Origin of the sequence: Bradyrhizobium sp. AUGA SZCCT0105 (genome assembly GCF_018129565.1) — a bacterium.
GTDB lineage: Bacteria > Pseudomonadota > Alphaproteobacteria > Rhizobiales > Xanthobacteraceae > Bradyrhizobium.
In genome coordinates, this window is the sequence record NZ_JAFCMK010000001.1 from 788,880 (window position 1) to 811,728 (window position 22,849).

Below are 22,849 nucleotides of genomic sequence, written 5' to 3' on the forward strand. Positions count from 1 at the left end.
TTTGTCCAAGTGAGTTGGTCATGGAGAGCTGCGTGTACAGGGTGCGCCGCAACGTCGGCGCTCTGCATTTGATGTGTGGGGTCCGGGGTCATGGGGTCGGACGGATTTGAGTCCAAGAAGCTCGGCGGACCGCCGATAGGCGGAGTTGGGCAAAGCAGGATTGCACAAGGCGAGTACGGCAGCGCGCCGCGCGATCCGGCGATCGATGCCTTCTCCGGTCTCGGCGACGCCGCGGCCAACCTCGTCGAAGTCTCCGGCGTCATCAAATGGTTCGACGCCTCGAAAGGCTACGGCTTCATCGTCCCCGACAATGGCTGGCCCGACATCCTGCTGCACGTGACGGTGCTGCGGCGCGACGGCCATCAGACCGCCTATGAGGGCGCGCGGCTCGTCGTCGAGTGCGTGCAGCGCGCGAAGGGTTACCAGGCCTTCCGCATCGTCTCGATGGACGAGTCGACCGCGATCCATCCGGCGCAGATGCTGCCGCCGCGAACCCATGTCACCGTGACGGCGACCAGCGGGCTCGAGCGTGCGCAGGTCAAGTGGTTCAACCGGCTGCGCGGCTTTGGCTTCGTGACTTGCGGGGAGGGCACGCCCGACATCTTCGTGCATATGGAGACGCTGCGCCGCTTCGGCATGACCGAGCTGCGTCCCGGCCAGTATGTGCTGGTGCGGTTCGGGCCCGGCTCCAAGGGCATGATGGCCGCCGAGATCCACCCGGAGACCGGCCCCTCGGCGCTGTCGTCGCACTGAGCCCCGAGCTGGACTCCCTGACGGAAACGTGAGCCGCCGGCGAACCGCCAGGGCTCTGGCATTTGCCGCAATCATCGGGTTAGGGTCCGCCGGAAAATCTTCCCCGGTGTGAGTATTTGTCGATGAATTTCGATCGCATGCTTGGGCGGCCCCGCCCGTGGCTGTTGGCCTCCCTCATCATGATGTTCGGCGCGCTGCTGGCCCCGGCCGCGCTGGCTGCCAGCGTCCAGCCGCTCGAGATCGTCACCAAGTCAGGCGTGCACGTCTTCTCCGTCGAAATGGCGACCACCGAGCAGGAGAAGGAGACCGGACTGATGTACCGGAAGGAGCTCGCGGACGGCAAAGGCATGCTGTTCGACTTCACGCCGGAGCAGGAAGTGTCGATGTGGATGAAGAACACCTACATCTCGCTCGACATGATCTTCATCCGCGCCGACGGGCGCATCCTGCGGATCGCCGAGAACACCGAGCCGATGTCGACCAAGATCATTCCGTCGCGGGGACTCGCCAGGGGCGTCCTCGAGGTGATTGCCGGCACCGCGCAGAAATACGGCATCCAGCCCGGCGACCGGGTCGGCCACCCCTTGTTCGGCGGCCACTAGCTCTCTGTTCTCAATGGTTTCTGGGCGGGAAACCGTTGCCGATGTCCCAGCCGGAAGTCCCGCACCAGCGCCTTGCTGGCGCTGGCTGAAGCGTGTATCCACGGGGCTTCTCGGAAATGTCGGGGTATAGCGCAGCCTGGTAGCGCGGCAGTTTTGGGTACTGCAGGTCGTTGGTTCGAATCCAGCTGCCCCGACCATTCAAATCAAAGACTTGATAGGTTTTTCGAGGCCTCTTACGTCCCAGATTTTGCGTCTGGGAAGAGCATGGAAGGAAGAGGGCGGCGTCCTGGACAAGTCCGTCGAACTTACCGATCCGGCCACCGAACTCGCCGATCTTGTTGAGCGGCTGCGACCGACGAAGCGAATGCCGACTGGATTGGAAGCAATCGCTGGCGTCGTGGTCGCTCAAAACGATGCGATCTTTGTTGATCTGCTAGCCGAAGCCCCGCGCTCCGCTCCCCGCAACGTCAGCCGCCCGGGCGCTCACCAGATCAACGAGCCGGCGGGTTGTAGCGATCCAAGATCACGGTTCTTGAGCCACTCTCCGACGGTCGCGGGATGGCGTCGTCGAATTTGTGATAGCGGTCGAACTGCTGCTGCTCATCGCGCAGATGTGGCGTTTCGGCGGACGCGTAAGCTCTCTTTGCACCGTTCCAGTGATCAAATCCCGACACGACGCAACCCCGTCTTGATTCAGATGCAGGTGGGTTAGCATCGTTGTAAGGGTATCTCTGTATCGCCGTGGCAACACCACCAGCAATCCGCCCGACACGAGGACACGGATTGTTTCTGTGGCTCTCTGTGCGTGAACAGCGTTCTGGCACGGGTAACCACGCTTCGGCCGGGATGTCTTGCCTGATGCAACAACGCCGCCTGGACGGAATATGGGTCGTCCAGACGGCGTCGCCGAATACTGGGCCCTGAAATCCCCAGTGCCCATGGGTCGTCCGCGCGTGAAATAGGTTCAACGTTGCGGCGCCTTGCCGCTGTCGCAACCGGAGCAGACCGTGCCTGATCTCGAGCGGATGTGGCTTGCCGATGGTGCGCGCGGACTGGCAGGCTGGTTCGGCCTGACAAGACCAATCCGCGAGGAAGCACCATGGCGCGCAGACTGATCGATATCTCGGTTCCCTTGCAGAACGACGTTCCGGCCGATCCGCCGGGCAATCACCCGACCATCCAGTATATCGACCACCAGCAAGGGCTGCCGCGCATGCTGCAGTTCTTCGATGGGCTGAAGGCTGCGGATCTGCCTGACGGGCAGGGCTGGGCCGTCGAGCAGGTCTCGCTCTCCACGCACAACGGCACGCATCTCGATGCGCCCTGGCATTTCCATCCGACCATGAACCGCGGCGAACGCTCGTGGACCATCGACGAGGTGCCGCTGGAATGGTGCTTTCAGCCGGGCGTCAAGCTCGACTTCCGCCATCTGCCTGACGGCTACGTCGCGACCGCAGGCGATGTCGAAGCCGAGCTGAAGCGGATCGGCCACACGCTGTCGCCGCTCGAGATCGTCGTCGTCAACACCAGCGCCGGCGCGAAATACGGTCAGGCTGACTACGTCAATTCGGGCTGTGGCATGGGCTATGAGGCGACGATGTATCTGCTCGAGCGCGGTGTGCGGCTGACCGGCATCGACGGCTGGAGCTGGGACGCGCCGTTCGTCTTCACTGCTAAGCGATACGCTGAGACCAGGGACGCCAGCCTGATCTGGGAAGGCCACAAGGCCGGGCGGCACATCGGTTACTGCCACATCGAGAAGCTGCACAATCTCGAGCAGCTGCCGTCGACCGGGTTCATGGTGTCGTGCTTCCCGGTGAAGATCGAGCGCGCGTCGGCGGGATGGACGAGGGCGGTTGCGATCCTCGACGATTAGGCGCCTTCGGGCTGTTTCGCCCGGTTCGGGAACCGGTGGACATGCTGTGCATTACGGCGGGTTGTTGCGGCACGGCTACAGCCTGAGGCAGCCGAATCTGCTCTCATACACGTCGTAGATGCATTGGGTGATCGGGCCGGCGGCTCGTCCTCGCGTCCCGATTTCTGAAGCGTTCTCTCCCGTGACTAGAGCCCCGGCGTCTCCCGGGGCTCTTTCTTGCGTGCCGGAGATGAGCCAGGCCCCAGCGGGTGAACCGAGCCCCAGCAGAACAACCAAGCCGCAAAAAGAAAATCAGGTGCGCCGGGACCGACGCACCTGATTGATGTCTTCAATATCGCTTGTATCGGCCGGCGGTTGTTACCAGCGGCAAACGCGAACACCACGCGGGGTCCACCAGCAACGGGGACCGACGTAACCGCCGTAGTAGCCATAGCCGCGGCCATAACCATATCCGCGACCATAACCCCAACCGCGTCCGCGACCCCAGCCGCCGCGATACCCATAGCCGCGTCCGCGCCATTGCGCCTGCGCAGACGACGTGGTGGCGCCGACCAGGATGGCGGAGGTGCTTGCGACATAGACGAACAACAAAGCGACTGCTGCGAGGCAACGAGTCAGGATATTGTAGCGTTTAGTCATTCCGAAGATCTCCAGTCACTTCCAAACATCTGAACTGATGCTGGCTGTCTCGCTTGGACGCGCGACACCGGCATCCGGTTCGAGCATGCTAAGACAATATTTTCACTAAGGTTCTTGCGAGCTTTAACGACTCTATTGAGACCAACAGGTAAGGTCAAGTTACGTTCCCGCCTGCAAAGGATGATGTGGTTGCTACACTCATCTTGTCGTTCATCCGCCGTTCATTCTGTTCATCTTGCATTGCGCCGATGTGATTTGTGCATCGCAGAAGCAGAGATTTGCGAGCCGCGGAAAATGCCGCCGAGAACTTGAAGTCGACACGATCATGTTCTCTGAGCGTTCCAGAATCCTCCCCGAAGAGTGCCCATGCCGAAACAACACACCTACGTCCTTGGTCTCAACGTCTACGACCATGACGTGAGCGCCTGCCTGCTGCGTGACGGCGCGATCGCCTATGCGATTTCCAAGGAGCGCATCACCCGCGAGAAGCACGCCTCCGGCTTCTACAAGGAAGTCATCGACTACTGCCTGTCCGCCGAGGGCATCACGCTCGACGACGTCGATCTCGTGGTGAGCAACAGCTACATCCTGCCGGTGCCCGAGATGGAGGAGCGGATGCTCCATCAGGACATGCCGGGCTTCCTGCCGATCGCCGAGCGCAACGAGGCGATCAAGCACCCGCTGTTTCGCGCGAAGTCCGACAAGGTGGTGTCGATCTCGCATCACCTCGCGCATGCCTATAGCGCGTTCGCGGTGTCGCCGTTCAAGGACGGCGTCGTGATGATCGTCGACGGCGTCGGCAACTATCAGGCCGACGCGATGGAAGCCTATCCGCAGGATGGGACCTCGCCGCTTGCCCGCGAGTCCGAAAGTTATTACAGGTTCGACGATACCAAGCTCGAATGCCTGAAGAAGGTCTTTATGGAGCCGGCGCGCGGTCTCTTGTCGGACGAGTTCTACAACATGCCGGGTCTCGGCGCGCTGTACAGCCGGGTCTCGACCTATGTGTTCGGCGACTGGAACAAGTGCGGCGAGCTGATGGGGCTTGCACCCTATGGCCGCCGCGAGCAGGTCGGCCATCTGCTCGAGATGAAGGACGGCAGGCTGCACGTGCCGTTCTGGGGCGCCGAGAACCAGCAGCCCTTCGTGCTCGACAGCGGCAGCTGGGACAAGAGCCCGACGATGCGGCACTGGGAGGACATCGCCTGGCGGGTGCAGGACGACACCGAGAACGTGCTGCTGGCGCGGGCACGCTGGCTGCGCGAGACCACCGGTGCGAAGAACCTCTGCATCGCCGGCGGCGTCGCACTGAACTGCGTGGCCAACGGGCGCATCGCGCGCGAGGCCGGCTTCGAGAATGTCTGGATCCAGCCCGCCGCCGGCGACGACGGCATCGCTATCGGCTGCGCCTATTACGGCTGGCTCGAGATTCTGAAGCAGCGCCGCGCCTTCGTGATGGAGCACGCCTATGTCGGCCGGCGCTACAGCGACACCGAGGTCGCGGCCGCGCTGCAAAGCTTCCTGGTGCGCATCCAGGTCGACGCCAAGCGCAGCGACAATATCTGCCGCGACACCGCCAAGCTGCTCGCCGACCAGCGCGTGATCGGCTGGTTTCAGGGCCCCTCAGAATTCGGTCCCCGCGCGCTCGGCAACCGCAGCCTGATTGCCGATCCGCGCAAGGCCGAGATGAAGGACATCCTCAACAGCCGCGTCAAGCACCGGCAGGCCTTCCGCCCGTTCGCGCCGATCGTGCTGGCCGAGCGGATGACGGAGATCTTCGAGGGCGAGGAGGACTCACCCTACATGCTGATCGCCAAGCCGGTGCGCCCCGAATGGCGCGACAAGATCCCGGCGATCGTGCATGTCGATGGCTCGGCGCGGGTGCAGAGCGTGCGGGAGGAAACCAACCCGGTGCTCTATCGCCTGCTGAAGGAGTTCGAGGCGCTGACCGGTGTGCCGGTGCTGATCAACACCTCGTTCAACGTCAAGGGCGAGCCGATCATCGAGACGCCGCAGGATGCGGTGAGCTGCTTCCTTACCACCGGGATCGACAACCTCGTGCTGCACGACACGCTGGTGTCGAAGACCAAAATGCACAAGGTCGTCACGCCGGTGATGACGACGTTCGGCGACGTCGCCACCATCGTCTCCTCGACCACCCAGGACGGCAGCCGCGGCGGCTGATCACAGTCCTCCAGGCAAGCTTGTCGCGGCAGATCGAGGACTATCCGGCAGGGGGCGGTTCCATGCCGCGCCCCAGCCCGAACTGGCCGACCGCTCCCTCGACGTGAATGTCGAGCCCGGTCATCTTCGCGAACAGATCGATATTGGTGGTGCCGATCGCACAGCCGCCGAGGCCTAAATCCGTCGCCACCAGGTACAGCGTCTGGGTCAGGACGCCGACATCCTTCAGGATGAGCGCATAAGCGATGGCGCTGTACTTCCAGGAGATCCGGCCAAAACGCGCGGCGATGGTGATCAGGATCTGCGGTGGAGACGGCGCGTCCATGGCAAATCCCGCGCTTTGCAACATGGCCTCGAAGTGTTGCGGGCGAACGTCGATGGCTGCCAACGCATGCGCATCGGCGTCGTAGTGGTAGAAACCTGGCGTCAGGCCGTCGCAATTCGCGACGGCCAGATAGAGCTCAAGCTCGTAGGCGCTGCCCGCTGCCGGATACGGCCTGCTGGTGTATTCGATATCGGGACCATCATCGGCAAACTCCAGCTGCCCGCTCCATTTCGCCCGGACCCGCGCGACGCTGTTCAGGAACGTCGAAAGTTCAGCCAACGTGATGGGCTTGTGATTGTCGAAATCGCGAGTCGAATGCCTGTCATGCAGCAGTTGTTCCAGCGGCGAGGCGATGCGGTCGGCTTCCGGCAGCCTGATGCGCTTACCGGGCCAGGCAGGTCGGATCGCGGGGAGCGGCGCAATCAGGCCGGTGTGCGGATAGAGGCCACCCAGCGGATTAGCCTGTCGGCCTTCTGTGCTGCGGGCATGGAACAGCAAGTCGTGAAAATCCCAGAGCACGAGGCCGTCATCGCCTTCCGCTTTTCGCAGCGTATCGCGTTGTGCCGCGTCGACCTCGATCAGGATTTGGCAGTCCAGCAGCAGCGCAAGCAATGCAGGGCCCGGATAGCCATCCAGACGCCGGATGCGGCTGATCTTCTGAGGAGTGGCAAGGATGGTCAGCAGGGCCGCAATCCGCGCATCATGGATCCTCAACAGTGCGCCGGCCCGCGGTGATTCCAGAATCATCTCGGTGCCGCGCCGCCGAAGATAGGCGAAGCGTGACAGCACGATTGTTGCCGCATCGTCGAGCTTTGGCGTTCGCGGCCAGTAATCGGGGGTCTGCGGCTCGATCGTGACGAGAGGATTGGCGTCGCCCGTGCGCGCCAGGCGATATTCCAGCAGGCCGCGGTGTGCCAATTGCCGCACCAGGCGCTCGACCTCTCGCTCGACCGCATCGCCGTCAGAGCGACGGAGTGGCAGGCCTGCCTGCAGTTCGAGGGCGCGTTCCGCTGCGGCTGTGCTGAACGTTCCCAGAGGCTCCGAATAGCCTTCGACATGGGCCGCTATACTCCCGTCAGGTTGCGCTTCGAGCGCGACGAGCGGGTTGAGCCGAGCGAAGATAACCGGCGGCGTGGTGCGTGACGATTTCTTTTTCTCGTACATTTTGCTGGGCGCGCGCACGCCGGTATCACCTCAAGTGTGCGGGAGAAATGGCGTCAACTCGCTTTCCAGCGACGGCCGATCGCGCAACCCGAGCTTGACGGGCACATCATAGAGCCGCCCCGGCGCGAAGCGGCGATAGAAATGGCGCATCCCGGGAACGATGACCCGGACCACCGGAACCTCGACGTCCGGTCGCGTCTGGTCGAGAATCAGGAAGTCGAGACCCGCGCGGGTCGCGATATCAACGCAGGCATCCACCTGTGCACGGGTGTTGTCGAGCGGCACGTCCGTCGCGGCGGCCGGCGGGATGACGGGATTGGCACTTGGAATCAGGAACGGATATTCGTCGAGCCGCAGCGGATTGACGCCATCGAGGCTCGGCTTCTCGCCGCTGCCACCACCCATCAGACCGATGGAGAGGAACTGATTCAACTCGGTCAACGACCGCAGCAACGCGATGCGCGGATCGAAGTGAGCGCCCGAGCCAAACTCGATGTTTTCCTGACCGTTCTGCATCCAGTGCACGATCGCGACATAGGTCGGGACGCCGAGATCGCTGGTGATATCCAGCACCCAGAGCCGCCGGCCCGATTCCTCGAGTTGGGTCTTCAGATCGCGGACGTAGGAATCGCCGAACTGGTCCAGATCGACCGCAGCGCGTTGCGACCGGTTGTACCACCAGATCGCATAGGCGTCGCGCTCCATCAATTCGAGGAAGCCCTGCACGATGGCTTCCTCGCGGGTATTGCCGGCAGCGCAGCCGTTGGAATCAGCGGCGAAGGCCGCCGGACCCTGATAGAAGAAATACAGCAGGCTGGTCGGAATCTGCCTGAACCGCTTGTCGCGCAACGACCAGACGGGTGACCATTCGATTTTCGCGGACGGATCAAACGGCTCGGGGGCGGGCTGGGTGTGGTGTGAGTCGTTGGGATTCGGCACGGCGCTGCCGCGGTACTGCTCGTCGCTGAAGAGCAGGATGTCGTTGGGACGGATTGCGTCGCCAGGGGGGAAGTCGGCGAAGCGTTTTCGGGCCCGGATCTCATCACCCTGGAAAATTCCCGAATATCGCTCGATTGCTTCCATCAGCGCGCTGGCCTCGCCTTGCTCGGCCGTGCTGCCCTTGCCGAAACTGCCGCCGCTCAGCCCGGCGCGAAGCTGATCCACGTTCTGCGCCGGCGCGGAGAAGTTATGTTGGGCATAGAAATTGGTGTTCATCGGCAGATCGACTTCGATCCGCTCCAGCCGCGTCACCACACCGGTGAGGGGGCTGACATGCTTCTTGAACCGCGCCACCGTGGTGCGGGACGAGACGGTGCGATAGCCGCCGCTGGTCATGACCAGCTTGGCGCCGGGTCCCAATTCGACCGGTTGTGGTGACCGCCGCGGGTTTTGCAGTTTCTTGTTGCCGCAGGTTGGGCATTGCGGGCGGGCTGCCACGTAGTGCTTTGCAATGGTCGAGCCCAGCAGGTCGAGACTGACGATGTGATTGCGCAGATCGGTGCGGAAGCCGCTCGCGATAGCCTTGGCGACTTCAATCGCCGCAAAGTGGATGGCGCTCTGTCCAACGGTGTGCTGTGCGAGCGGAGACACCGCGATCGCCTGCGCTCCGCCGCGATCAAGGAAGCCCTTGACCTCGCGGTTGCGGATCATCCGGTCGTACAGGCAGGTCCAGCACGCGGTCTCGCCCGGGCTGAACATGGGGCCGACTAGGGGAAATACCCCGGAGGGCTGCACCAGCAACCAGGCTGATCCATCGGACACGCGCTGCAGGTTGCGTTCGGCGAGCCGCCGATCGAGATAGTCGTTCACCAACGTAACCGTAAGGTCGGGCGATGTCTTGACGACGCGGACGCCCAGCCCCTGCAGTGCCTTGCTCAATTCGGCCGCGCCCTTGACGTCGATCGTCTCAAGTCGAACGCGGCAGTTGTGAAGGTTTTGTTCGGCTATCGCGTCAGGAAGGCCCAGGCTCGCCCAAAGTCCCGCCGCGGCGGTGCCGGGACCTGGCGATTTCGCGATCACATAGCGGCGGTCGAGCAGTCGCTTGATGGCTTCATTGATCTTGTCGGACGGAAACTTTCGCCCGAGCTTGTCCGTGAGCTTGGCGACGCTGCATCCATTTGCACCGATTGCCGACGCCAGCGTGCAATAGAGCTCGCCATGGAGAAAGAACTTTCGATCTTCGGAATAGAGGCAGACAACATCCGGAGGCAGCACGTAGGCCGTGAAATTCGGTGCGAACTGCAGAACGTCGTTGTTGGCGCGCTGGGTGGATTTGCCTGGCAAAGAATCGTTCCTGTGCAGCTTGTGGGTCGATCATTGAAGCGGGCAAGGCGCCGGCCTCGACACCTCCGCGCCGTTGCCCGAAGCGAGCCGCGCAACGATACGGACACAATACAAATTTGGCCGGGTCGACGTGTGTCGGACCCGGCCATGACGGTCGATGTGTGTCAACGCGATGCTGTTTCGACTAGCAGATGCGGCAGGCGCCCCACGACAGACAGCAGCCGCCACCGCAACCAGCGCAGCCACCGCAGCGGCAGGCACGGCAGCCGCGGCAACCACGACAGCCGCGGCAACCTCGGCAGCCGCCGCATCCGCGCCACGCCACCTGGACGCCGGCTCCGATGTCTTCCTTGTCGAACAGGTGGAACGTCGCCAGGCTGACGTCGGCGATTTCTTCTTCGCCGAGTGTGATGGCTTGGGTCGGTCCGTACTTCTGAATCGGCGGCGCGTCTGCTGCTGGAACTGCGGATGCGGACGCACCCCCGACCAGCGAGAAAGTCAATCCGGCTGCACCCAAAGCGGGCACAGCGGCCTTGGTCATACGCTTGCTCGTCACACGCTTGGTCTTGGGGGCTTGCTTCACTCGCGGCATGCTCGCATCCTCCATTCTTGACGTGTTGTCGAATTCAACTCTCGCGCAGTTGTACAAATTGTCGCAGCCGCATGCAAGGCGCGCTGCGCGCACACTCTCGCGAGGCGCTAGCGTGCATCAAGTGCTGTCGTTCATCTTCGTTCTCGGGTTCATCTTGATGAACGCGATCATTGGCCGGCCCTGTCGCTCAGGCGCGATCGTTGACGATGTGGGAATTTGCATGCTGCACTGCGGTTGTCCCGACGCCGAAGCGAGGGATCGGCATGGCTGATGATGGTGCGAGCTTCGCTTGGTATGAGCTGCTGACCACGGACGTGGGAGGAGCGAGTGCCTTTTACGGCAGCGTCCTCGGCTGGGTGACGAAGGATGCGTCGACACCCGGGATTTCTTACAAATTGTTCATGTCGGGGGAGCTTACCCGAAGCGGTCTGATGGAGTTGCCGGAAGAGGGCATACGCCAGGGCGCAACCCCGCGATGGATTGGTTATGTCGGTGTTGACGACGTGGATCTTGCCGTTCGCCGAATGCTAGAACGTGGTGGCGCCGTCTACGTGCCACCGACCGGCACCAATATCGGCCGTATCTCGATCGTCGCCGACCCGCAGCGGGCGACGTTCGGGTTGCTTAGCGGATCAAGGATCGCTCGGCCCGCGGTTGAAGGCCTCGATGCCCCTGGACGGGTCGGCTGGCATGAACTGCTGGCTGCCGATTGGCGGAAGGCCTTTGGTTTCTACAGCGAGGTTTTTGGCTGGCGACAGGCCGACAGCGACGTCGCTGGCGCCGAGTCCTACCAACTGTTCTCTGCTGGTGGGCAGACCATCGGTGGAATCTTCAACAAGCGTCCGCTCGAACCGATCGCGTTCTGGCTTTACTATTTCAACGTCGACGACGTCGACGCCGCCATCGTGCGAGTCAGGGCCGGTGGCGGACGGGTCTACGAGGGGCCGCTGGAGCTGCCGAACGGCAGTTGGATCGTTCGCTGCCTTGACCCGCAGGGCGCCACGTTTGCCCTGGAGGGAGCGCGCAGCTCCGATAGCATCGCGAAGGCGCCGCCGGCCGAGTATCGCTGGACCACCACCTGGGATGGGTTCACTTCAAAGGGCAGGTGGCGAAGCGGCCAGCCGGGTGGCAAAGGGCGGCGGCCGGGCAAATGACGTGCTTTGTCACCCAGCCTTTGCCGGCGCCGCCGGCTTCTGCGCCGGCGGCTTGATCGGCTTGTCCTGCCGCTTCGACCACGAGATGTAATAGGCCACGATCGTCATGATCGCGATGCCGGAGATGCTGACGAAGATCTGCGCGAACAGCGAGCCCGAGCTCATCGAGAGCTCGAAATGTCCGACAAAGGACAGGAACACACCGACGCAGAACACCGCGAGCGACTGCTGGCCGCAGACGATCAGGGGATCGAACACCTTCCACTCCAGCGCCGACCAGTCCTTCGGGACGAAGCGGATCACCAGCACCGTGATCACCACGAAGTGCAGGAAGCGATACGGCGCGAGGTTGGTCTTGTCGTTCGGATTGAAGGTCGAATACAGCCAGTCCGGGAACATCGCGCCGAAGTCCGGGAAGCGGCCGGCCATCGTCATGATCAGGGCGAAGATCAGATAGGCGACGCAGAACCACAGCGTGTAGCGCGAATTGATGATGTGCATGTTCGCGCGCGCGCCGCCCATCGCGCACCACGAGCCGAATACGAACAGCACCTGCCAGGCGAACGGATTGAAGTACCAGGTCCCTGCCGGGTAGGCGGGCAGGTTCCAGCCCATGTGCCGCGACACCAGCCACAGCGCGAGCGAGGCCAGCATGGTCCAGTTCGGCTGCCGCAGCATGAACCACAGCACAGGCGGGAACAGGCCCATCAGCACGATGTAGAGCGGCAGCACGTCGAGATTGACCGGCTTGAACTTCAGGAACAGGCCCTGGCGCAGCGTCTCGGTGGCGTTGTCGACGAGGCCCGCGACGTTGAACTCGTTGATGATCTCGGAATCGCCGAAGCGCAGCGCCAGATAGCTGATCGAGGCGATGTAGATCACGAACAGGATGATGTGGGCGACATAGAGCTGCCAGACCCGCTTGGTCAGCCTTGTGGCGCCGACGATGAAGCCCCGCTCCAGCATCATGCGGGCATAGACGAAGGATGCGGTGTAGCCGGAGATGAAGACGAACAGGTCCGCGGCGTCGCTGAAGCCGTAATTCCGGGTCGTGATCCAGTTCACGATATTGTCGGGGATGTGATCGAGATAGATCGCCCAGTTCGCGATCCCGCGGAACAGGTCGAGCCGGAGGTCACGTCCTTTGTCGGGCAGGTGAGCGTGGATTTCCATGGGGCGCCGCTTCCTCGAGATGATGCCGTCGAGAAGGCCGCGCCGCGGGCCCAAGAGGCTCCAAACGGAAGCCCCCGAGGCCAGATTGTCACAGCGCGGTAGAATGACTATACCGGTCCGGCGAAGGCTCCCTCCGAGATCGAGGAATCACCGATCAGATCGTTGAACGGTGTCTCTATACTATCCCGGCGGTTTCCTTCAAATCGCTTCCATATCGCACATCCCACGGGGCCGACCATCCATGACCGCACGCATTTTTAAGCCCGCCAAAAACGCGATGCAATCGGGACGTGCCAAGACCAAAGAGTGGCAACTGGACTACGAGCCGGAGCAGCCGCGCACCGTGGAGCCCTTGATGGGCTGGACCTCGTCCACCGACATGAAGCAGCAGCTCGCGCTGCAGTTCGAGACCAAGGAGGAGGCGGTCGCCTATTGCGAGCGCAAGGGCATCGCCTACCAGGTGATCGAGCCGAAGGATTCGGCGCACCGCCAGATCGCTTATGCCGACAATTTCGCGTTCCGCCGCTGGGAGCCGTGGACCCATTAGGCCATACCGCTTCAAAACGAGTTCAATTCCGTCATGGCCGGGGTTGTCCCGGCCATCCACGTCTTTGCTGCCTGAATGAAGAAAAGGCGTGGATGCCCGGCACGAGGCCCGGCATGACGAGTCTGGCGGAAGGGGCTCCGGGTCAGCCCGCAGGGCTTGGCGCGGCGAGGGCGCCCGGGATCGGCAGCGGCGCATCCTTGGAGACGCCGAGCACCGGAAAACTTCGAATTTTACGCACGTTGGGCAGGCCGGCGAACTGCAGCAGCTGCTGACGCATGTCGTCGACGCTGGGTGCGACGCATCTCAGCATAAAATCGGCATCGCCCGAGATCCGCCAGCATTGCAGGAAGCGCGGCACGGCGGCGACCGCCGCCTCGAACGCCTCGATCGCAACCAGGTTCTGGCTGTCGAGCTGGATCAGGACGAAGGTCGTCACCTCGTAGCCCAACAGCCGTTCGTCCAGCGTCGCGCGGATCGCCTGCACCACACCGCGGCTGCGCAAGGCGCGGACCCGGCGCAGGCAGGGCGGCGCGGTGATGCCGACGCGCTCCGCGAGCTCGTTGATCCTGATCCGGCCGTCCCGCTGCAATTCGGACAGGATCCGCAAATCGATGTCATCGAGCTGTGGGCGCTCTGTCACAGTCACGAGTCCGCTACCGCAGTCCGCGGCCTCTTGCTGCCGCTGCCGACCCGACCGAGCGCAGCCTGCGGTGCGACGCCCGACAGCACCAGCTTCTCATGCGCCGCGATGATGGCGTCGCGGGTCAGCCGGCCGCCGGGGCGGTACCAGGTGCAAAGACCGGTCAGCAGCGCGATGATGGCGAAGGTCGCGACCTGGATATCGCCGACCTCGAACACGCCGTCCGAGACCCCCTCGGTGAGAATCTGCGCCAGCCGCTGCTCATAGGCGCCGCGCAACGCCACCACGACGTCGTAGTTCTTGGCATCGAGGCTGCGCAGTTCGGAATTGGCGATGAAGACCTCGCGCTTGCGGGTCATGTGATAGCTGACGTGGAAGGCGACGAAGGCGCGCAGCTGCTCGACCGGATCGGCCTTGCCCTCCAGCGCGAGGTCGAGCTCGCGCAGCAAATCGTTGATATGCTCCTGCACCAGATCGAACAGCAGGTCCTGCTTGGTTGAGATATGGTTGTAGAGTGAGCCGGCCTGGATGCCGACCTCGGCGGCGAGCTGGCGCAGGCTCATCGCCTCGTAGCCGCGCTCGAAGATCAGGCGCACGCCGGCCTTGCGGATCGCCTCCAGCGTCGTGGGGCCATGTGAGCCGATCGTGCGTGCCATCAGGGCCTCGGAGGGATGTTGGCTTGTCAGGGAGTGCCGGAAACAAGCAAACGACCGTATGTTTATCGCATGAAATCCCAGTCAATTCAACGAACTGCGGATTTCATGCGCAAACCATAGCACAGTCGCTTGCGAAGCAAAGAAAAAAACGTATGATCGTTTAATTGCGAGATGAATCTCATGGGAGGGATCATGGCCTCGAACCGGGCGGCAATCTTCAATTTCGACCTTGGCGAGACCGCGGATGCGATCCGCGAGACGGTGCATGATTTCTCGACCAACGAGATCGCGCCGCGCGCCGCCGAGATCGATCGCTCCAACACCTTTCCGCGCGACCTCTGGCCGAAAATCGGCGCGCTCGGCCTGCACGGCATCACGGTCGAGGAGGAGTACGGCGGATCGGGCCTCGGCTATCTCGAACACTGCATCGCGGTCGAGGAGATCTCGCGCGCGTCGGCTTCGGTCGGGCTGGCTTACGGCGCGCATTCCAACCTCTGCGTCAACCAGATCCGCCGCAATGGCAACGAGGCGCAGAAGCGCAAATATCTGCCCAAGCTGATCTCCGGCGAGCATGTCGGATCGCTGGCGATGTCGGAGCCGTCCGCCGGCTCCGACGTGGTCTCGATGAAGACCCGCGCCGAGAAGAAGGGCGACCGCTTCGTGCTCAACGGCAGCAAGATGTGGATCACCAACGGCCCCCATGCCGAGACGCTGGTGGTCTATGCCAGGACCGATGCCAATGCCGGCCCGCGCGGCATTACCGCCTTCATCATCGAAAAAGGCATGAAGGGCTTCTCCACCGCGCAGAAGCTCGACAAGCTCGGCATGCGCGGCTCCGACACCTGCGAGCTGGTGTTCGAGGATTGCGAGGTGCCGGAGGAGAACGTGCTGAGTGAGGTCGGCCGCGGCGTCAACGTCTTGATGTCCGGTCTCGACTATGAGCGCGCGGTGCTGGCGGCGGGACCGATCGGCATCATGCAGGCCTGCATGGACGTCGTGCTTCCTTACGTCCACGAGCGCCAGCAGTTCGGCGAGCCGATCGGCTCGTTCCAGCTGGTGCAGGGCAAGATCGCCGACATGTACACCACGATGAACGCCTCGCGCGCCTATGTGTACGCCGTGGCGAAGGCCTGCGACCGCGGCGAGACCACGCGCGAGGACGCCGCCGGCGCGATCCTCTATGCCGCCGAGAAGGCCACCCAATGCGCGCTGGATGCGATCCAGCTGCTCGGCGGCAACGGCTACATCAACGACTATCCGACCGGCCGGCTGCTGCGCGATGCCAAGCTCTACGAGATCGGCGCCGGCACCAGCGAGATCCGCCGCATGCTGATCGGCCGCGAGCTGTTCGCCAAGACGGCCTAGAATCTCTCCCTCGCCCCGCTCTTCGCGGGAGAGGGGTGGGGTGAGGGGCTGTCACCACATCAGCGTTGACAGTTGAGCTCACCCTCGTGCGATGAGCTACATTCGTAAACCCAACCGATACTCCAGCGAAACGTGCAACACCGATGCCGCTTCATTCGACGATCGATCCCACATCCTCTGAATTCGCCCGCAACGCCGATGTGATGCGCAGCCTGGTCGCGGAGCTCCGGGACAAGCTCAAGCAGGTTGCCGGCGGCGGGGGCGAGACCTCGCGCAAGCGGCACACCTCGCGCGGCAAGATGCTGGCGCGCGATCGCGTCGATCTGCTGGTCGATGCCGGCACCGCATTCCTCGAGCTGTCGCCGCTCGCCGCCAACGGGCTCTACGGCGGTGACGTCCATTCGGCCAGCGTCATCACCGGCGTCGGACGCATCGCGGGACGCGAATGCATCATCGTCGCCAACGACGCCACCATCAAGGGCGGCACCTACTACCCGCTGACGGTGAAGAAGCATCTGCGCGCCCAGGACATCGCGCGGCAGAACAATCTGCCCTGCGTCTACATGGTGGATTCCGGCGGCGCCTTCCTGCCGCTGCAGGACGAGATCTTTCCCGACGAGCGGCATTTCGGCCGCATCTTCTACAATCAGGCGCAGATGTCGTCGCAGGGCATCCCGCAGATCGCCATCGTGATGGGCTCCTGTACCGCGGGCGGCGCCTATGTGCCTGCGATGTCGGACGAGAGCATCATCGTGCGCAACCAGGGCACGATCTTCCTCGGCGGACCGCCGCTGGTGAAGGCCGCGACCGGCGAGGTCGTCACCGCTGAAGAGCTCGGCGGCGCCGACGTCCACTCCCGGCAGTCGGGTGTGACCGATCACTACGCGCAGAACGATGCGCACGCGATCGGGATCGCGCGGCGCATCGTCGGCACGCTGAAGCAGCCGGCGAAGGCGCCGCTCAACATGAAGGCGCCGCAGGAGCCGCTGTTTCCCGCCGAGGAGATCTACGGCGTGGTCTCCGCCGACGGCCGCAAGCCGTTCGACGTGCATGACATCATCGCGCGGATCGTCGACGGATCCGAATTCGACGAATTCAAGAAGCTGTACGGCACCACGCTGATCTGCGGCTTCGCCCATATCTGGGGCTATCCGGTCGGCATCATCGCCAACAACGGCATCCTGTTCAGCGAGAGCTCGCTGAAGGGCGCGCATTTCATCGAGCTGTGCTGCCAACGCGGCATTCCCCTGGTGTTCCTGCAGAACATCACCGGCTTCATGGTCGGCAAGAAGTACGAGGCGGGCGGCATCGCGCGCGACGGAGCCAAGCTGGTGACCGCGGTTGCGACCGCCGGCGTGCCGAAATTCACCGTCGTGATCGGCGGCTCCTACGGCGCCGGCAATTACGGCATGTGCGGCCGCGCCTACAGCCCGCGCTTCCTCTGGCTGTGGCCGAACGCCCGCATCTCGGTGATGGGCGGCGAGCAGGCCTCGATGGTGCTGAGCCAGGTGCGGCGCGACGGCATCGAAGCCAAGGGCGAGAGCTGGTCGGCGGAAGAGGAAGACAAATTCCGCGAGCCGATCCGCGCGCAGTACGAGAAGCAGGGCAATCCCTATTACGCGACGGCGCGGCTCTGGGACGACGGCGTGATCGATCCCGTCGACACCCGCCTGGTGCTCGGGCTCGGCCTGTCGGCCGCGGCCAATGCGCCGATCGAGCCGACGAAGTTCGGCCTGTTCAGGATGTGACCCAGGATCTGACCATGGACCGTTCAAAACTCTACCGGCGTTTCCGCACGCTTCTGATCGCCAACCGGGGCGAGATCGCCTGCCGCGTCATCCGCTCGGCGCGCGCGATGGGGCTGCGCACCGTCGCGGTCTATTCCGAGGCCGATCGCGACGCGATGCATGTCGCGCTTGCTGACGAGGCGGTACTGCTCGGGCCGGCACGGGCGCGCGACAGCTATCTCAACACCGAGCACGTCATCGCAGCCGCTCGCGCGATCGGCGCGGAAGCGGTGCATCCCGGCTACGGCTTCCTGTCGGAGAACGCCGAATTCGCACAAGCCTGCCTTGATGCTGGCCTGGTGTTCGTCGGTCCGACCGCGGCGATGATGACCGCGATGGGCTCGAAATCCGGCTCGAAGGCGTTGATGGAGAAGGCCGGCGTGCCGTTGGTGCCCGGCTATCACGGCGAGGCGCAGGACGAGGCGATCCTGGCGGAGGCCGCCAACCGGATCGGCTTCCCGGTGCTGGTGAAAGCGTCGGCCGGCGGCGGCGGCCGCGGCATGCGCGTGGTCAATTCGGCGGGCGAGCTGTCGGCCGCGATCACAAGCGCCAAGCGCGAAGCCAAGGCGGCGTTCGGCGACGACCGCATGCTGATCGAGAAATACGTGCAGAACCCGCGCCACATCGAGGTGCAGATCATCGGCGACAGCCACGGCAATCTGCTTTCGCTGTGGGAGCGCGAATGCACGCTGCAACGCCGGCACCAGAAGGTGATCGAGGAGGCGCCGTCGCCCACGCTCAACGCCGCGCAGCGCGAGACCGTCTGCGAGGCCGCCCGCAAGGCGGCCGGCGCGGTCAATTATGTCGGCGCCGGCACCATCGAGTTCGTCTCCGACGGCAAGGATGTGTTCTTCATCGAGATGAACACGCGTTTGCAGGTCGAACATCCCGTCACCGAGCTGATCACCGGCGTCGATCTGGTCGAGTGGCAGCTGCGCGTTGCCTTCGGCGAGGCGCTGCCGCTGAAGCAGGACGAGATCAAGCTCAATGGCCACGCCATCGAGGCGCGCGTCTACGCGGAAAATCCGCAGAAGAACTTCATGCCTTCGGTCGGCCGCATCAAGACCTGGCGCACGCCGCCGGAAGGCGACGGCCTGCGCATCGACGCCGGCTATCGCAGCGGCGATAACGTCTCGCCGTACTACGACGCGATGCTTGCCAAGGTGATCGCCTGGGCGCCGACGCGCGAGGGCGCGATCGAGAAGCTCAATCGCGGGCTGGAACAAACCGACGTCCGCGGCATCGTCACCAACATCCCGTTCCTGTCGGCGCTGGTGACGCATCCGGACGTCAGGGCCAATGCGATCGATACCGGCTTCATCGAGCGCGAGCTGAAGAACCTGACATCAGGCACAGGCGCGGCCGGCGAGTTCGAGCTCTGCGCAGCGGTGGCAGCGATCGTGCAGGATGAACAGAAGGCCGCGCGAAGCGAGGCAAACTCGCCCTGGCAGGCGTTCGGCTGGATGCCGGTCGGCCGCCGCCAGCGGGTGTTTTCATTCCGGCAGGGCCACGAGGCCGCCCAGACCGTCACGCTGTACTATGGCAACGGACCATCGACGCTATTCGTCAGCGGGCGCGAGGTCGCCTTCGCGATCTCGTCAGCCGGCGATGATGGCTTCGACCTGACGCTCAGGGGGGTGAAGTCGCGCGTCGCATCGGTGATCGAGGGCCACGAGCTTTACCTGCGCACCCGCAACGGCCGTTTCGACCTGCACTGGGTTGATCCGTTCGGCGGCGAGAGCGAGGAGCAGGTCGGTGAGGACAAAATCGTGGCGCCTTTGCCGGGCACCGTGGTCGCGCTGCTGGCCGAGGAGGGCGCGACGCTGGAGAAGGGCGCGCCGATCCTCACCCTCGAAGTGATGAAGATGGAACAGACCCTGCGCGCGCCCTATGCCGGCGTGTTGAAGAAGCTCAAATGCAAGGTCGGCGACATCGTCGGCGAGGGCGTCGAGCTTGCTGAAGTCGAGCCCGCGGCCGCGTCATGAGCGATCAGATCCACATCGTCGAGATGGGGCCGCGCGACGGCCTGCAGAACGAGAAGACGCCGGTCAGCGTCGAGGCGCGCATCGCCTTCGTCGAGGCGCTGGTGGCGGCGGGGCTTAAAACCGTCGAGGTCGGCGCCTTCGTGTCGCCGAAGGCGATCCCGCAGATGGCAAGCTCCGACCAGGTGCTGCGCGGCGTCAGCCAAATCAAGGACAAGGTCAAGGACGCCGAATTCCACGTGCTGGTGCCGAACGAGAAGGGCTATGACGCCGCGCGCGCGGCCGGCGCCCAGGTCGTCTCGGTGTTTGCGGCGGCCTCCGAAGGGTTTTCGCGCGCCAACATCAATTGCTCGATCGCGGAATCGATCGAGCGCTTCAAGCCGGTGCTGGCGCGCGCCAAGGCCGATGGCGTCAAGGTGCGCGGCTATATCTCCTGCGTGCTCGGTTGTCCGTTCGACGGCGAGATCAAGCCGAAGGCGGTCGCCGACCTCGCGATGACGCTGTGGGATCTCGGCTGCTACGAGATCTCGCTCGGCGACACCATCGGTGTCGGCACGCCGCTGAAGGCCAAGGAGATGCTGCGTGCGGTCGGCGCCGAGCTCCCGGTCGGCAACCTCGCGATGCACTTCCACGACACCTATGGTCAGGCGCTCGCCAATCTCTATGCCGGCATGGAGGAGGGCGTGCGCGTGATCGATGCCGCCGCCGGCGGCCTCGGCGGCTGCCCCTATGCGCCCGGCGCCACCGGCAACGTCGCGACCGAGGATGTCGTCTACATGCTCGAGGGCATGGGCGTGAAAACCGGTATCGATATGGAGAAGCTGCTGGCCACGACGAACGAGGTCGCCGGTTTGCTCGGCCGTCCGCCGGTCAGCCGCGTCGCTTCGGCGCTGAACGCGAAACGGAAGCGGCTGAGCGGATCGTAGTTCTCCACCGCACGGGTTCCAGGAACCGCAAGCTGGAACCCGTTGTGCAGCGCACGCCGCCTTCGTTCATCCGCTCTGGGTCAAAACCCCTCGAAAGCGTTCATGGCTTGGTGACTCAAACATGCTGAGGTGAGGGGGCTCGCAATTGCTCCAGGTGCGTCTCGCCATGTCCGGACAGGTGTCAGCTTCCCGCGGCCGAACGTTTTTGGCCGGAAAGATCGTTTTCAATTTCGGTCGGTCGGCCTTCGATTGCACGGTCCGGCAGCTCACCGATACCGGAGCGACCGTGGAACTCGAAAGCGTCGTTGGCATTCCCGACCAGGTCCAACTGTTGATCGTCGGCACCAATCAGGTGAGGCCATGCAAGCGGCTGTGGCAATCGGACCGCCAGCTCGGCCTGGTGTTTGAGGCGCAGCAGGCGAATGCTGCGGCACCCGCGCCTGCCGCTGCCGTGTCTGCCGCTCCTGCGCCATCAGCCATTCCGGAGCGGCGCAGCGGCGACATTCTGCGCGGGCACATGCTGGCGCTGCGCGCAGCGCTCGATCATATCCCGGTCGGCATCCTGCTCTTGGACGCGCAGCTGAAAGCCCTGTTCATCAACCGCGCGTTCCGGAACATGTGGCAGCTTCCGGACGCGGTGGCCGACCGCAATCCCAGCTTCACCGATCTGATGCATCACGGATGCAAGACCATGGCCTATGAGCTGCCGGCTGAGCAGCTTCAAGCCTATGTTGCCGAACGCGTCCGCCTCGTGAGCGCCGGGGATGCAAATCCGATCGATCTCAGGCGCAGCAATGGCGATGTGGTTCGGTGTCAGTGCACGCCGCTGCCCGACGGCGGTCGGATGGTGAGCTACACGCCCGTGACCGACATCGTGCGCGCGTCGGACAAGTTGAAGGTGCTGACCGGCGCCCTCGAGAACGTGGAGGACGGCGTCGTCCTGCTCGATCGCGATCTCAATGTGATTTTCCTCAACCGGAGAATGCGGGAATTCTGGGAGGTGAGTGAGGAGGAGATTGCGCGGCATCCGGCATACGTCACGCTTCTCACGCGCGGCCGCCGGGCAGTCCCAAGCGGCTCGACCCCGGAGCAAATCAAAGCCTTTCCGGCGAAGCGGATCGCGGAGATCAAGGCGGGCGATCACAAGCGCGACGTCCAGACGCCTGATGGCCGCAACATCAGGATCCATTGCTCAACGATGGCAAACGGCGGCCGGATGCTGACCTTTGTCGACGTGACCGATCTCGTTGGTAATGCGCGACAGCTCGAGGTGCTCGCGACCACCGATCCGCTCACCGGACTGTTCAACCGCAGGCAGTTCCTGACGACGCTGGACGCGGAGTGGAGCCGGTTCCAGCGCTACTATCGCTCCGTCTCCGTGTTGATGGTCGATATCGACTACTTCAAGAGCATCAATGACCGGCTCGGTCATGCGGCCGGCGACGAGGCCATCAAGGCCGTTGCCGAGATCTGCATTCGCGGTAAACGCAAGTCCGACGTCGTCGGACGTGTCGGAGGCGAGGAGTTCGCGGTTCTGCTGCCGGAAACGACATTGTCGCGCGCCCGGACCGTCGCCGAGCGCATTCGCAAGAGGGCGGAAGGGTTGGCATTGGCGGCGGATGGTCATCCGGTGCGACTGACAGTGAGCATCGGCGTTGCCGAGGCCCTTACCAGCATGCCCGGGATAGACGCGCTGATGAAGGCCGCCGATGCCGCGCTCTACCAGGCCAAGGAGCACGGCCGGAATCGCGTCGAGTGCTGGGTGCCTCCGGCGCCACCGAAGTTGGCGGCCGAGTAGATTGCGGGATGGGTCCTTCGTCATTTCCGGGCTCGTGCTTCGCACGCCCTCAGGTGCGCAATTGCGCATCGGGAAATGACGGAAGGAGGTGCGACAAAACAACCCGACGGGCAACTCACTCAAAATGCGTCAAGCCCGCGCGACGAAAATATTTCGGTTTACCGGAAGGCCAACTCAGTGTTATGAAATCGCCGTCTCACCCGATCGAGGGGCGCTTCGCGATCGTCACGAACGCGGTGTGGGATGCGGTGGACGCCGAGCGTGTGACTGACGAGAGCACGCGAAGCGGACGGTGAAGTCGTGTGGTCCTGACGCCCTAGCGGCAGGTGTCTTTTCACAAAGCGCTCACGCGTCTTGCGAAGGCGGTGACAAGCAAGCCCAGTCTCGCCGGGGAGAGCACGAA

The 22,849-nt window shown here is 63.7% G+C and carries 19 protein-coding genes and 1 tRNA gene; 12 read left to right on the forward strand and 8 right to left on the reverse strand.

From position 1 onward, the window contains the following. Window positions 1–90 precede the first annotated feature (90 nt). The 4 genes from JQ573_RS03790 (at window position 91) to JQ573_RS03805 (ending at window position 3,231) form a co-directional block, all read left to right on the forward strand. A complete protein-coding gene (locus tag JQ573_RS03790; RefSeq protein WP_092113928.1) occupies window positions 91–753 on the forward strand; it encodes a cold-shock protein in 663 nt (220 codons plus the stop codon). 122 nt (window positions 754–875) lie between these two features. Next, window positions 876–1,355, forward strand: a complete 480-nt coding sequence (locus JQ573_RS03795; RefSeq protein ID WP_212317331.1) for a DUF192 domain-containing protein — start codon at window positions 876–878, stop codon at window positions 1,353–1,355. Window positions 1,356–1,475: 120 nt separating this feature from the next. Beyond that, window positions 1,476–1,552 (forward strand) — tRNA-Pro (locus tag JQ573_RS03800). A 902-nt stretch (window positions 1,553–2,454) separates the two neighbouring features. After that, a complete protein-coding gene (locus JQ573_RS03805; RefSeq protein ID WP_212317330.1) occupies window positions 2,455–3,231 on the forward strand; it encodes a cyclase family protein in 777 nt (258 codons plus the stop codon). A gap of 357 nt (window positions 3,232–3,588) precedes the next feature. Here JQ573_RS03805 and JQ573_RS03810 read toward each other — a convergent pair whose 3' ends face one another. Next, complete coding sequence (locus JQ573_RS03810; RefSeq protein WP_212317329.1) at window positions 3,589–3,870, reverse strand: hypothetical protein; 282 nt, start codon at window positions 3,868–3,870, stop codon at window positions 3,589–3,591. A 366-nt stretch (window positions 3,871–4,236) separates the two neighbouring features. Between JQ573_RS03810 and JQ573_RS03815 the strand changes: the two genes are divergently transcribed. After that, on the forward strand, window positions 4,237–6,054 hold the full coding sequence (locus JQ573_RS03815) for a carbamoyltransferase C-terminal domain-containing protein (protein WP_212317327.1): 1,818 nt from the start codon (window positions 4,237–4,239) through the stop codon (window positions 6,052–6,054). 40 nt (window positions 6,055–6,094) lie between these two features. On the opposite strand, the gene JQ573_RS03820 is transcribed toward JQ573_RS03815, so the two are convergent. From JQ573_RS03820 to JQ573_RS03830, 3 genes are all read right to left on the reverse strand, one after another. Beyond that, window positions 6,095–7,543: a SagB family peptide dehydrogenase gene (locus JQ573_RS03820; RefSeq protein ID WP_212317325.1), complete on the reverse strand. Its 1,449-nt coding sequence runs from the start codon at window positions 7,541–7,543 to the stop codon at window positions 6,095–6,097. Window positions 7,544–7,573: 30 nt separating this feature from the next. Then, window positions 7,574–9,826, reverse strand: coding sequence for a TOMM precursor leader peptide-binding protein (locus tag JQ573_RS03825; RefSeq protein WP_212317323.1), 2,253 nt, complete (start codon window positions 9,824–9,826; stop codon window positions 7,574–7,576). A gap of 184 nt (window positions 9,827–10,010) precedes the next feature. Then, entirely contained in the window at window positions 10,011–10,418 is a 408-nt protein-coding gene (locus JQ573_RS03830) for a hypothetical protein (RefSeq protein ID WP_212317321.1), read from the reverse strand. Window positions 10,419–10,681: 263 nt separating this feature from the next. Between JQ573_RS03830 and JQ573_RS03835 the strand changes: the two genes are divergently transcribed. After that, on the forward strand, window positions 10,682–11,572 hold the full coding sequence (locus JQ573_RS03835; RefSeq protein ID WP_212317320.1) for a VOC family protein: 891 nt from the start codon (window positions 10,682–10,684) through the stop codon (window positions 11,570–11,572). Between the two features lie 9 nt (window positions 11,573–11,581). Here the strand turns inward: JQ573_RS03835 and JQ573_RS03840 are convergent, their stop codons facing one another. Further along, entirely contained in the window at window positions 11,582–12,745 is a 1,164-nt protein-coding gene (locus JQ573_RS03840; protein ID WP_212317317.1) for an OpgC domain-containing protein, read from the reverse strand. A 241-nt stretch (window positions 12,746–12,986) separates the two neighbouring features. On the opposite strand from JQ573_RS03840, the gene JQ573_RS03845 reads away from it, so the two are divergent. Next, window positions 12,987–13,292 (forward strand): ETC complex I subunit, encoded by a 306-nt coding sequence (locus tag JQ573_RS03845; protein WP_212317315.1) that lies wholly within the window; start codon window positions 12,987–12,989, stop codon window positions 13,290–13,292. A gap of 142 nt (window positions 13,293–13,434) precedes the next feature. Here the strand turns inward: JQ573_RS03845 and JQ573_RS03850 are convergent, their stop codons facing one another. Then, a complete protein-coding gene (locus JQ573_RS03850; protein ID WP_176531184.1) occupies window positions 13,435–13,932 on the reverse strand; it encodes an Lrp/AsnC family transcriptional regulator in 498 nt (165 codons plus the stop codon). Between the two features lie 2 nt (window positions 13,933–13,934). Then, on the reverse strand, window positions 13,935–14,588 hold the full coding sequence (locus JQ573_RS03855; RefSeq protein WP_212317313.1) for a TetR/AcrR family transcriptional regulator: 654 nt from the start codon (window positions 14,586–14,588) through the stop codon (window positions 13,935–13,937). Between the two features lie 192 nt (window positions 14,589–14,780). Here JQ573_RS03855 and JQ573_RS03860 point away from each other — a divergent pair, with 192 nt between their 5' ends. The 4 genes from JQ573_RS03860 to JQ573_RS03875 all read left to right on the forward strand — a co-directional run bounded on the left by JQ573_RS03860 (window position 14,781) and on the right by JQ573_RS03875 (window position 20,648). Beyond that, a complete protein-coding gene (locus JQ573_RS03860; protein ID WP_212317311.1) occupies window positions 14,781–15,953 on the forward strand; it encodes an isovaleryl-CoA dehydrogenase in 1,173 nt (390 codons plus the stop codon). Window positions 15,954–16,096: 143 nt separating this feature from the next. Further along, on the forward strand, window positions 16,097–17,701 hold the full coding sequence (locus JQ573_RS03865; RefSeq protein ID WP_212317309.1) for a carboxyl transferase domain-containing protein: 1,605 nt from the start codon (window positions 16,097–16,099) through the stop codon (window positions 17,699–17,701). A 14-nt stretch (window positions 17,702–17,715) separates the two neighbouring features. Further along, the gene (locus JQ573_RS03870) at window positions 17,716–19,725 is read left to right on the forward strand and encodes an acetyl/propionyl/methylcrotonyl-CoA carboxylase subunit alpha (protein WP_212317307.1); all 2,010 of its coding nucleotides are present in this window, start codon (window positions 17,716–17,718) and stop codon (window positions 19,723–19,725) included. Then, window positions 19,722–20,648 carry a hydroxymethylglutaryl-CoA lyase gene (locus tag JQ573_RS03875; RefSeq protein WP_212317305.1) on the forward strand — a complete coding sequence of 309 codons (927 nt, stop codon included), beginning with the start codon at window positions 19,722–19,724 and terminating at the stop codon, window positions 20,646–20,648. Before JQ573_RS03870 ends, JQ573_RS03875 begins: the two co-directional genes overlap by 4 nt. Window positions 20,649–20,829: 181 nt before the next feature. Here JQ573_RS03875 and JQ573_RS40050 read toward each other — a convergent pair whose 3' ends face one another. After that, the gene (locus JQ573_RS40050) at window positions 20,830–21,027 is read right to left on the reverse strand and encodes a hypothetical protein (RefSeq protein WP_249131508.1); all 198 of its coding nucleotides are present in this window, start codon (window positions 21,025–21,027) and stop codon (window positions 20,830–20,832) included. A 138-nt stretch (window positions 21,028–21,165) separates the two neighbouring features. Here JQ573_RS40050 and JQ573_RS03880 point away from each other — a divergent pair, with 138 nt between their 5' ends. Continuing rightward, on the forward strand, window positions 21,166–22,446 hold the full coding sequence (locus tag JQ573_RS03880) for a diguanylate cyclase (RefSeq protein ID WP_409334700.1): 1,281 nt from the start codon (window positions 21,166–21,168) through the stop codon (window positions 22,444–22,446). Window positions 22,447–22,849 lie beyond the last annotated feature (403 nt).

Bases quoted from the DNA above. Each gene is read 5' to 3' on its own strand.
- JQ573_RS03880 (WP_409334700.1), top strand. From the start codon at position 21,166: ATGCTGGCGCTGCGCGCAGCGCTCGATCATATCCCGGTCGGCATCCTG.
- JQ573_RS03870 (WP_212317307.1), top strand. From the start codon at position 17,716: ATGGACCGTTCAAAACTCTACCGGCGTTTCCGCACGCTTCTGATCGCC.
- JQ573_RS03815 (WP_212317327.1), top strand. From the start codon at position 4,237: ATGCCGAAACAACACACCTACGTCCTTGGTCTCAACGTCTACGACCAT.
- JQ573_RS03795 (WP_212317331.1), top strand. From the start codon at position 876: ATGAATTTCGATCGCATGCTTGGGCGGCCCCGCCCGTGGCTGTTGGCC.
- JQ573_RS03805 (WP_212317330.1), top strand. From the start codon at position 2,455: ATGGCGCGCAGACTGATCGATATCTCGGTTCCCTTGCAGAACGACGTT.
- JQ573_RS03855 (WP_212317313.1), bottom strand. From the start codon at position 14,588: ATGGCACGCACGATCGGCTCACATGGCCCCACGACGCTGGAGGCGATC.
- JQ573_RS03790 (WP_092113928.1), top strand. From the start codon at position 91: ATGGGGTCGGACGGATTTGAGTCCAAGAAGCTCGGCGGACCGCCGATA.
- JQ573_RS03820 (WP_212317325.1), bottom strand. From the start codon at position 7,543: ATGTACGAGAAAAAGAAATCGTCACGCACCACGCCGCCGGTTATCTTC.
- JQ573_RS03860 (WP_212317311.1), top strand. From the start codon at position 14,781: ATGGCCTCGAACCGGGCGGCAATCTTCAATTTCGACCTTGGCGAGACC.
- JQ573_RS03840 (WP_212317317.1), bottom strand. From the start codon at position 12,745: ATGGAAATCCACGCTCACCTGCCCGACAAAGGACGTGACCTCCGGCTC.
- JQ573_RS03845 (WP_212317315.1), top strand. From the start codon at position 12,987: ATGACCGCACGCATTTTTAAGCCCGCCAAAAACGCGATGCAATCGGGA.
- JQ573_RS03810 (WP_212317329.1), bottom strand. From the start codon at position 3,870: ATGACTAAACGCTACAATATCCTGACTCGTTGCCTCGCAGCAGTCGCT.
- JQ573_RS03835 (WP_212317320.1), top strand. From the start codon at position 10,682: ATGGCTGATGATGGTGCGAGCTTCGCTTGGTATGAGCTGCTGACCACG.
- JQ573_RS03865 (WP_212317309.1), top strand. From the start codon at position 16,097: ATGCCGCTTCATTCGACGATCGATCCCACATCCTCTGAATTCGCCCGC.
- JQ573_RS03830 (WP_212317321.1), bottom strand. From the start codon at position 10,418: ATGCCGCGAGTGAAGCAAGCCCCCAAGACCAAGCGTGTGACGAGCAAG.
- JQ573_RS03875 (WP_212317305.1), top strand. From the start codon at position 19,722: ATGAGCGATCAGATCCACATCGTCGAGATGGGGCCGCGCGACGGCCTG.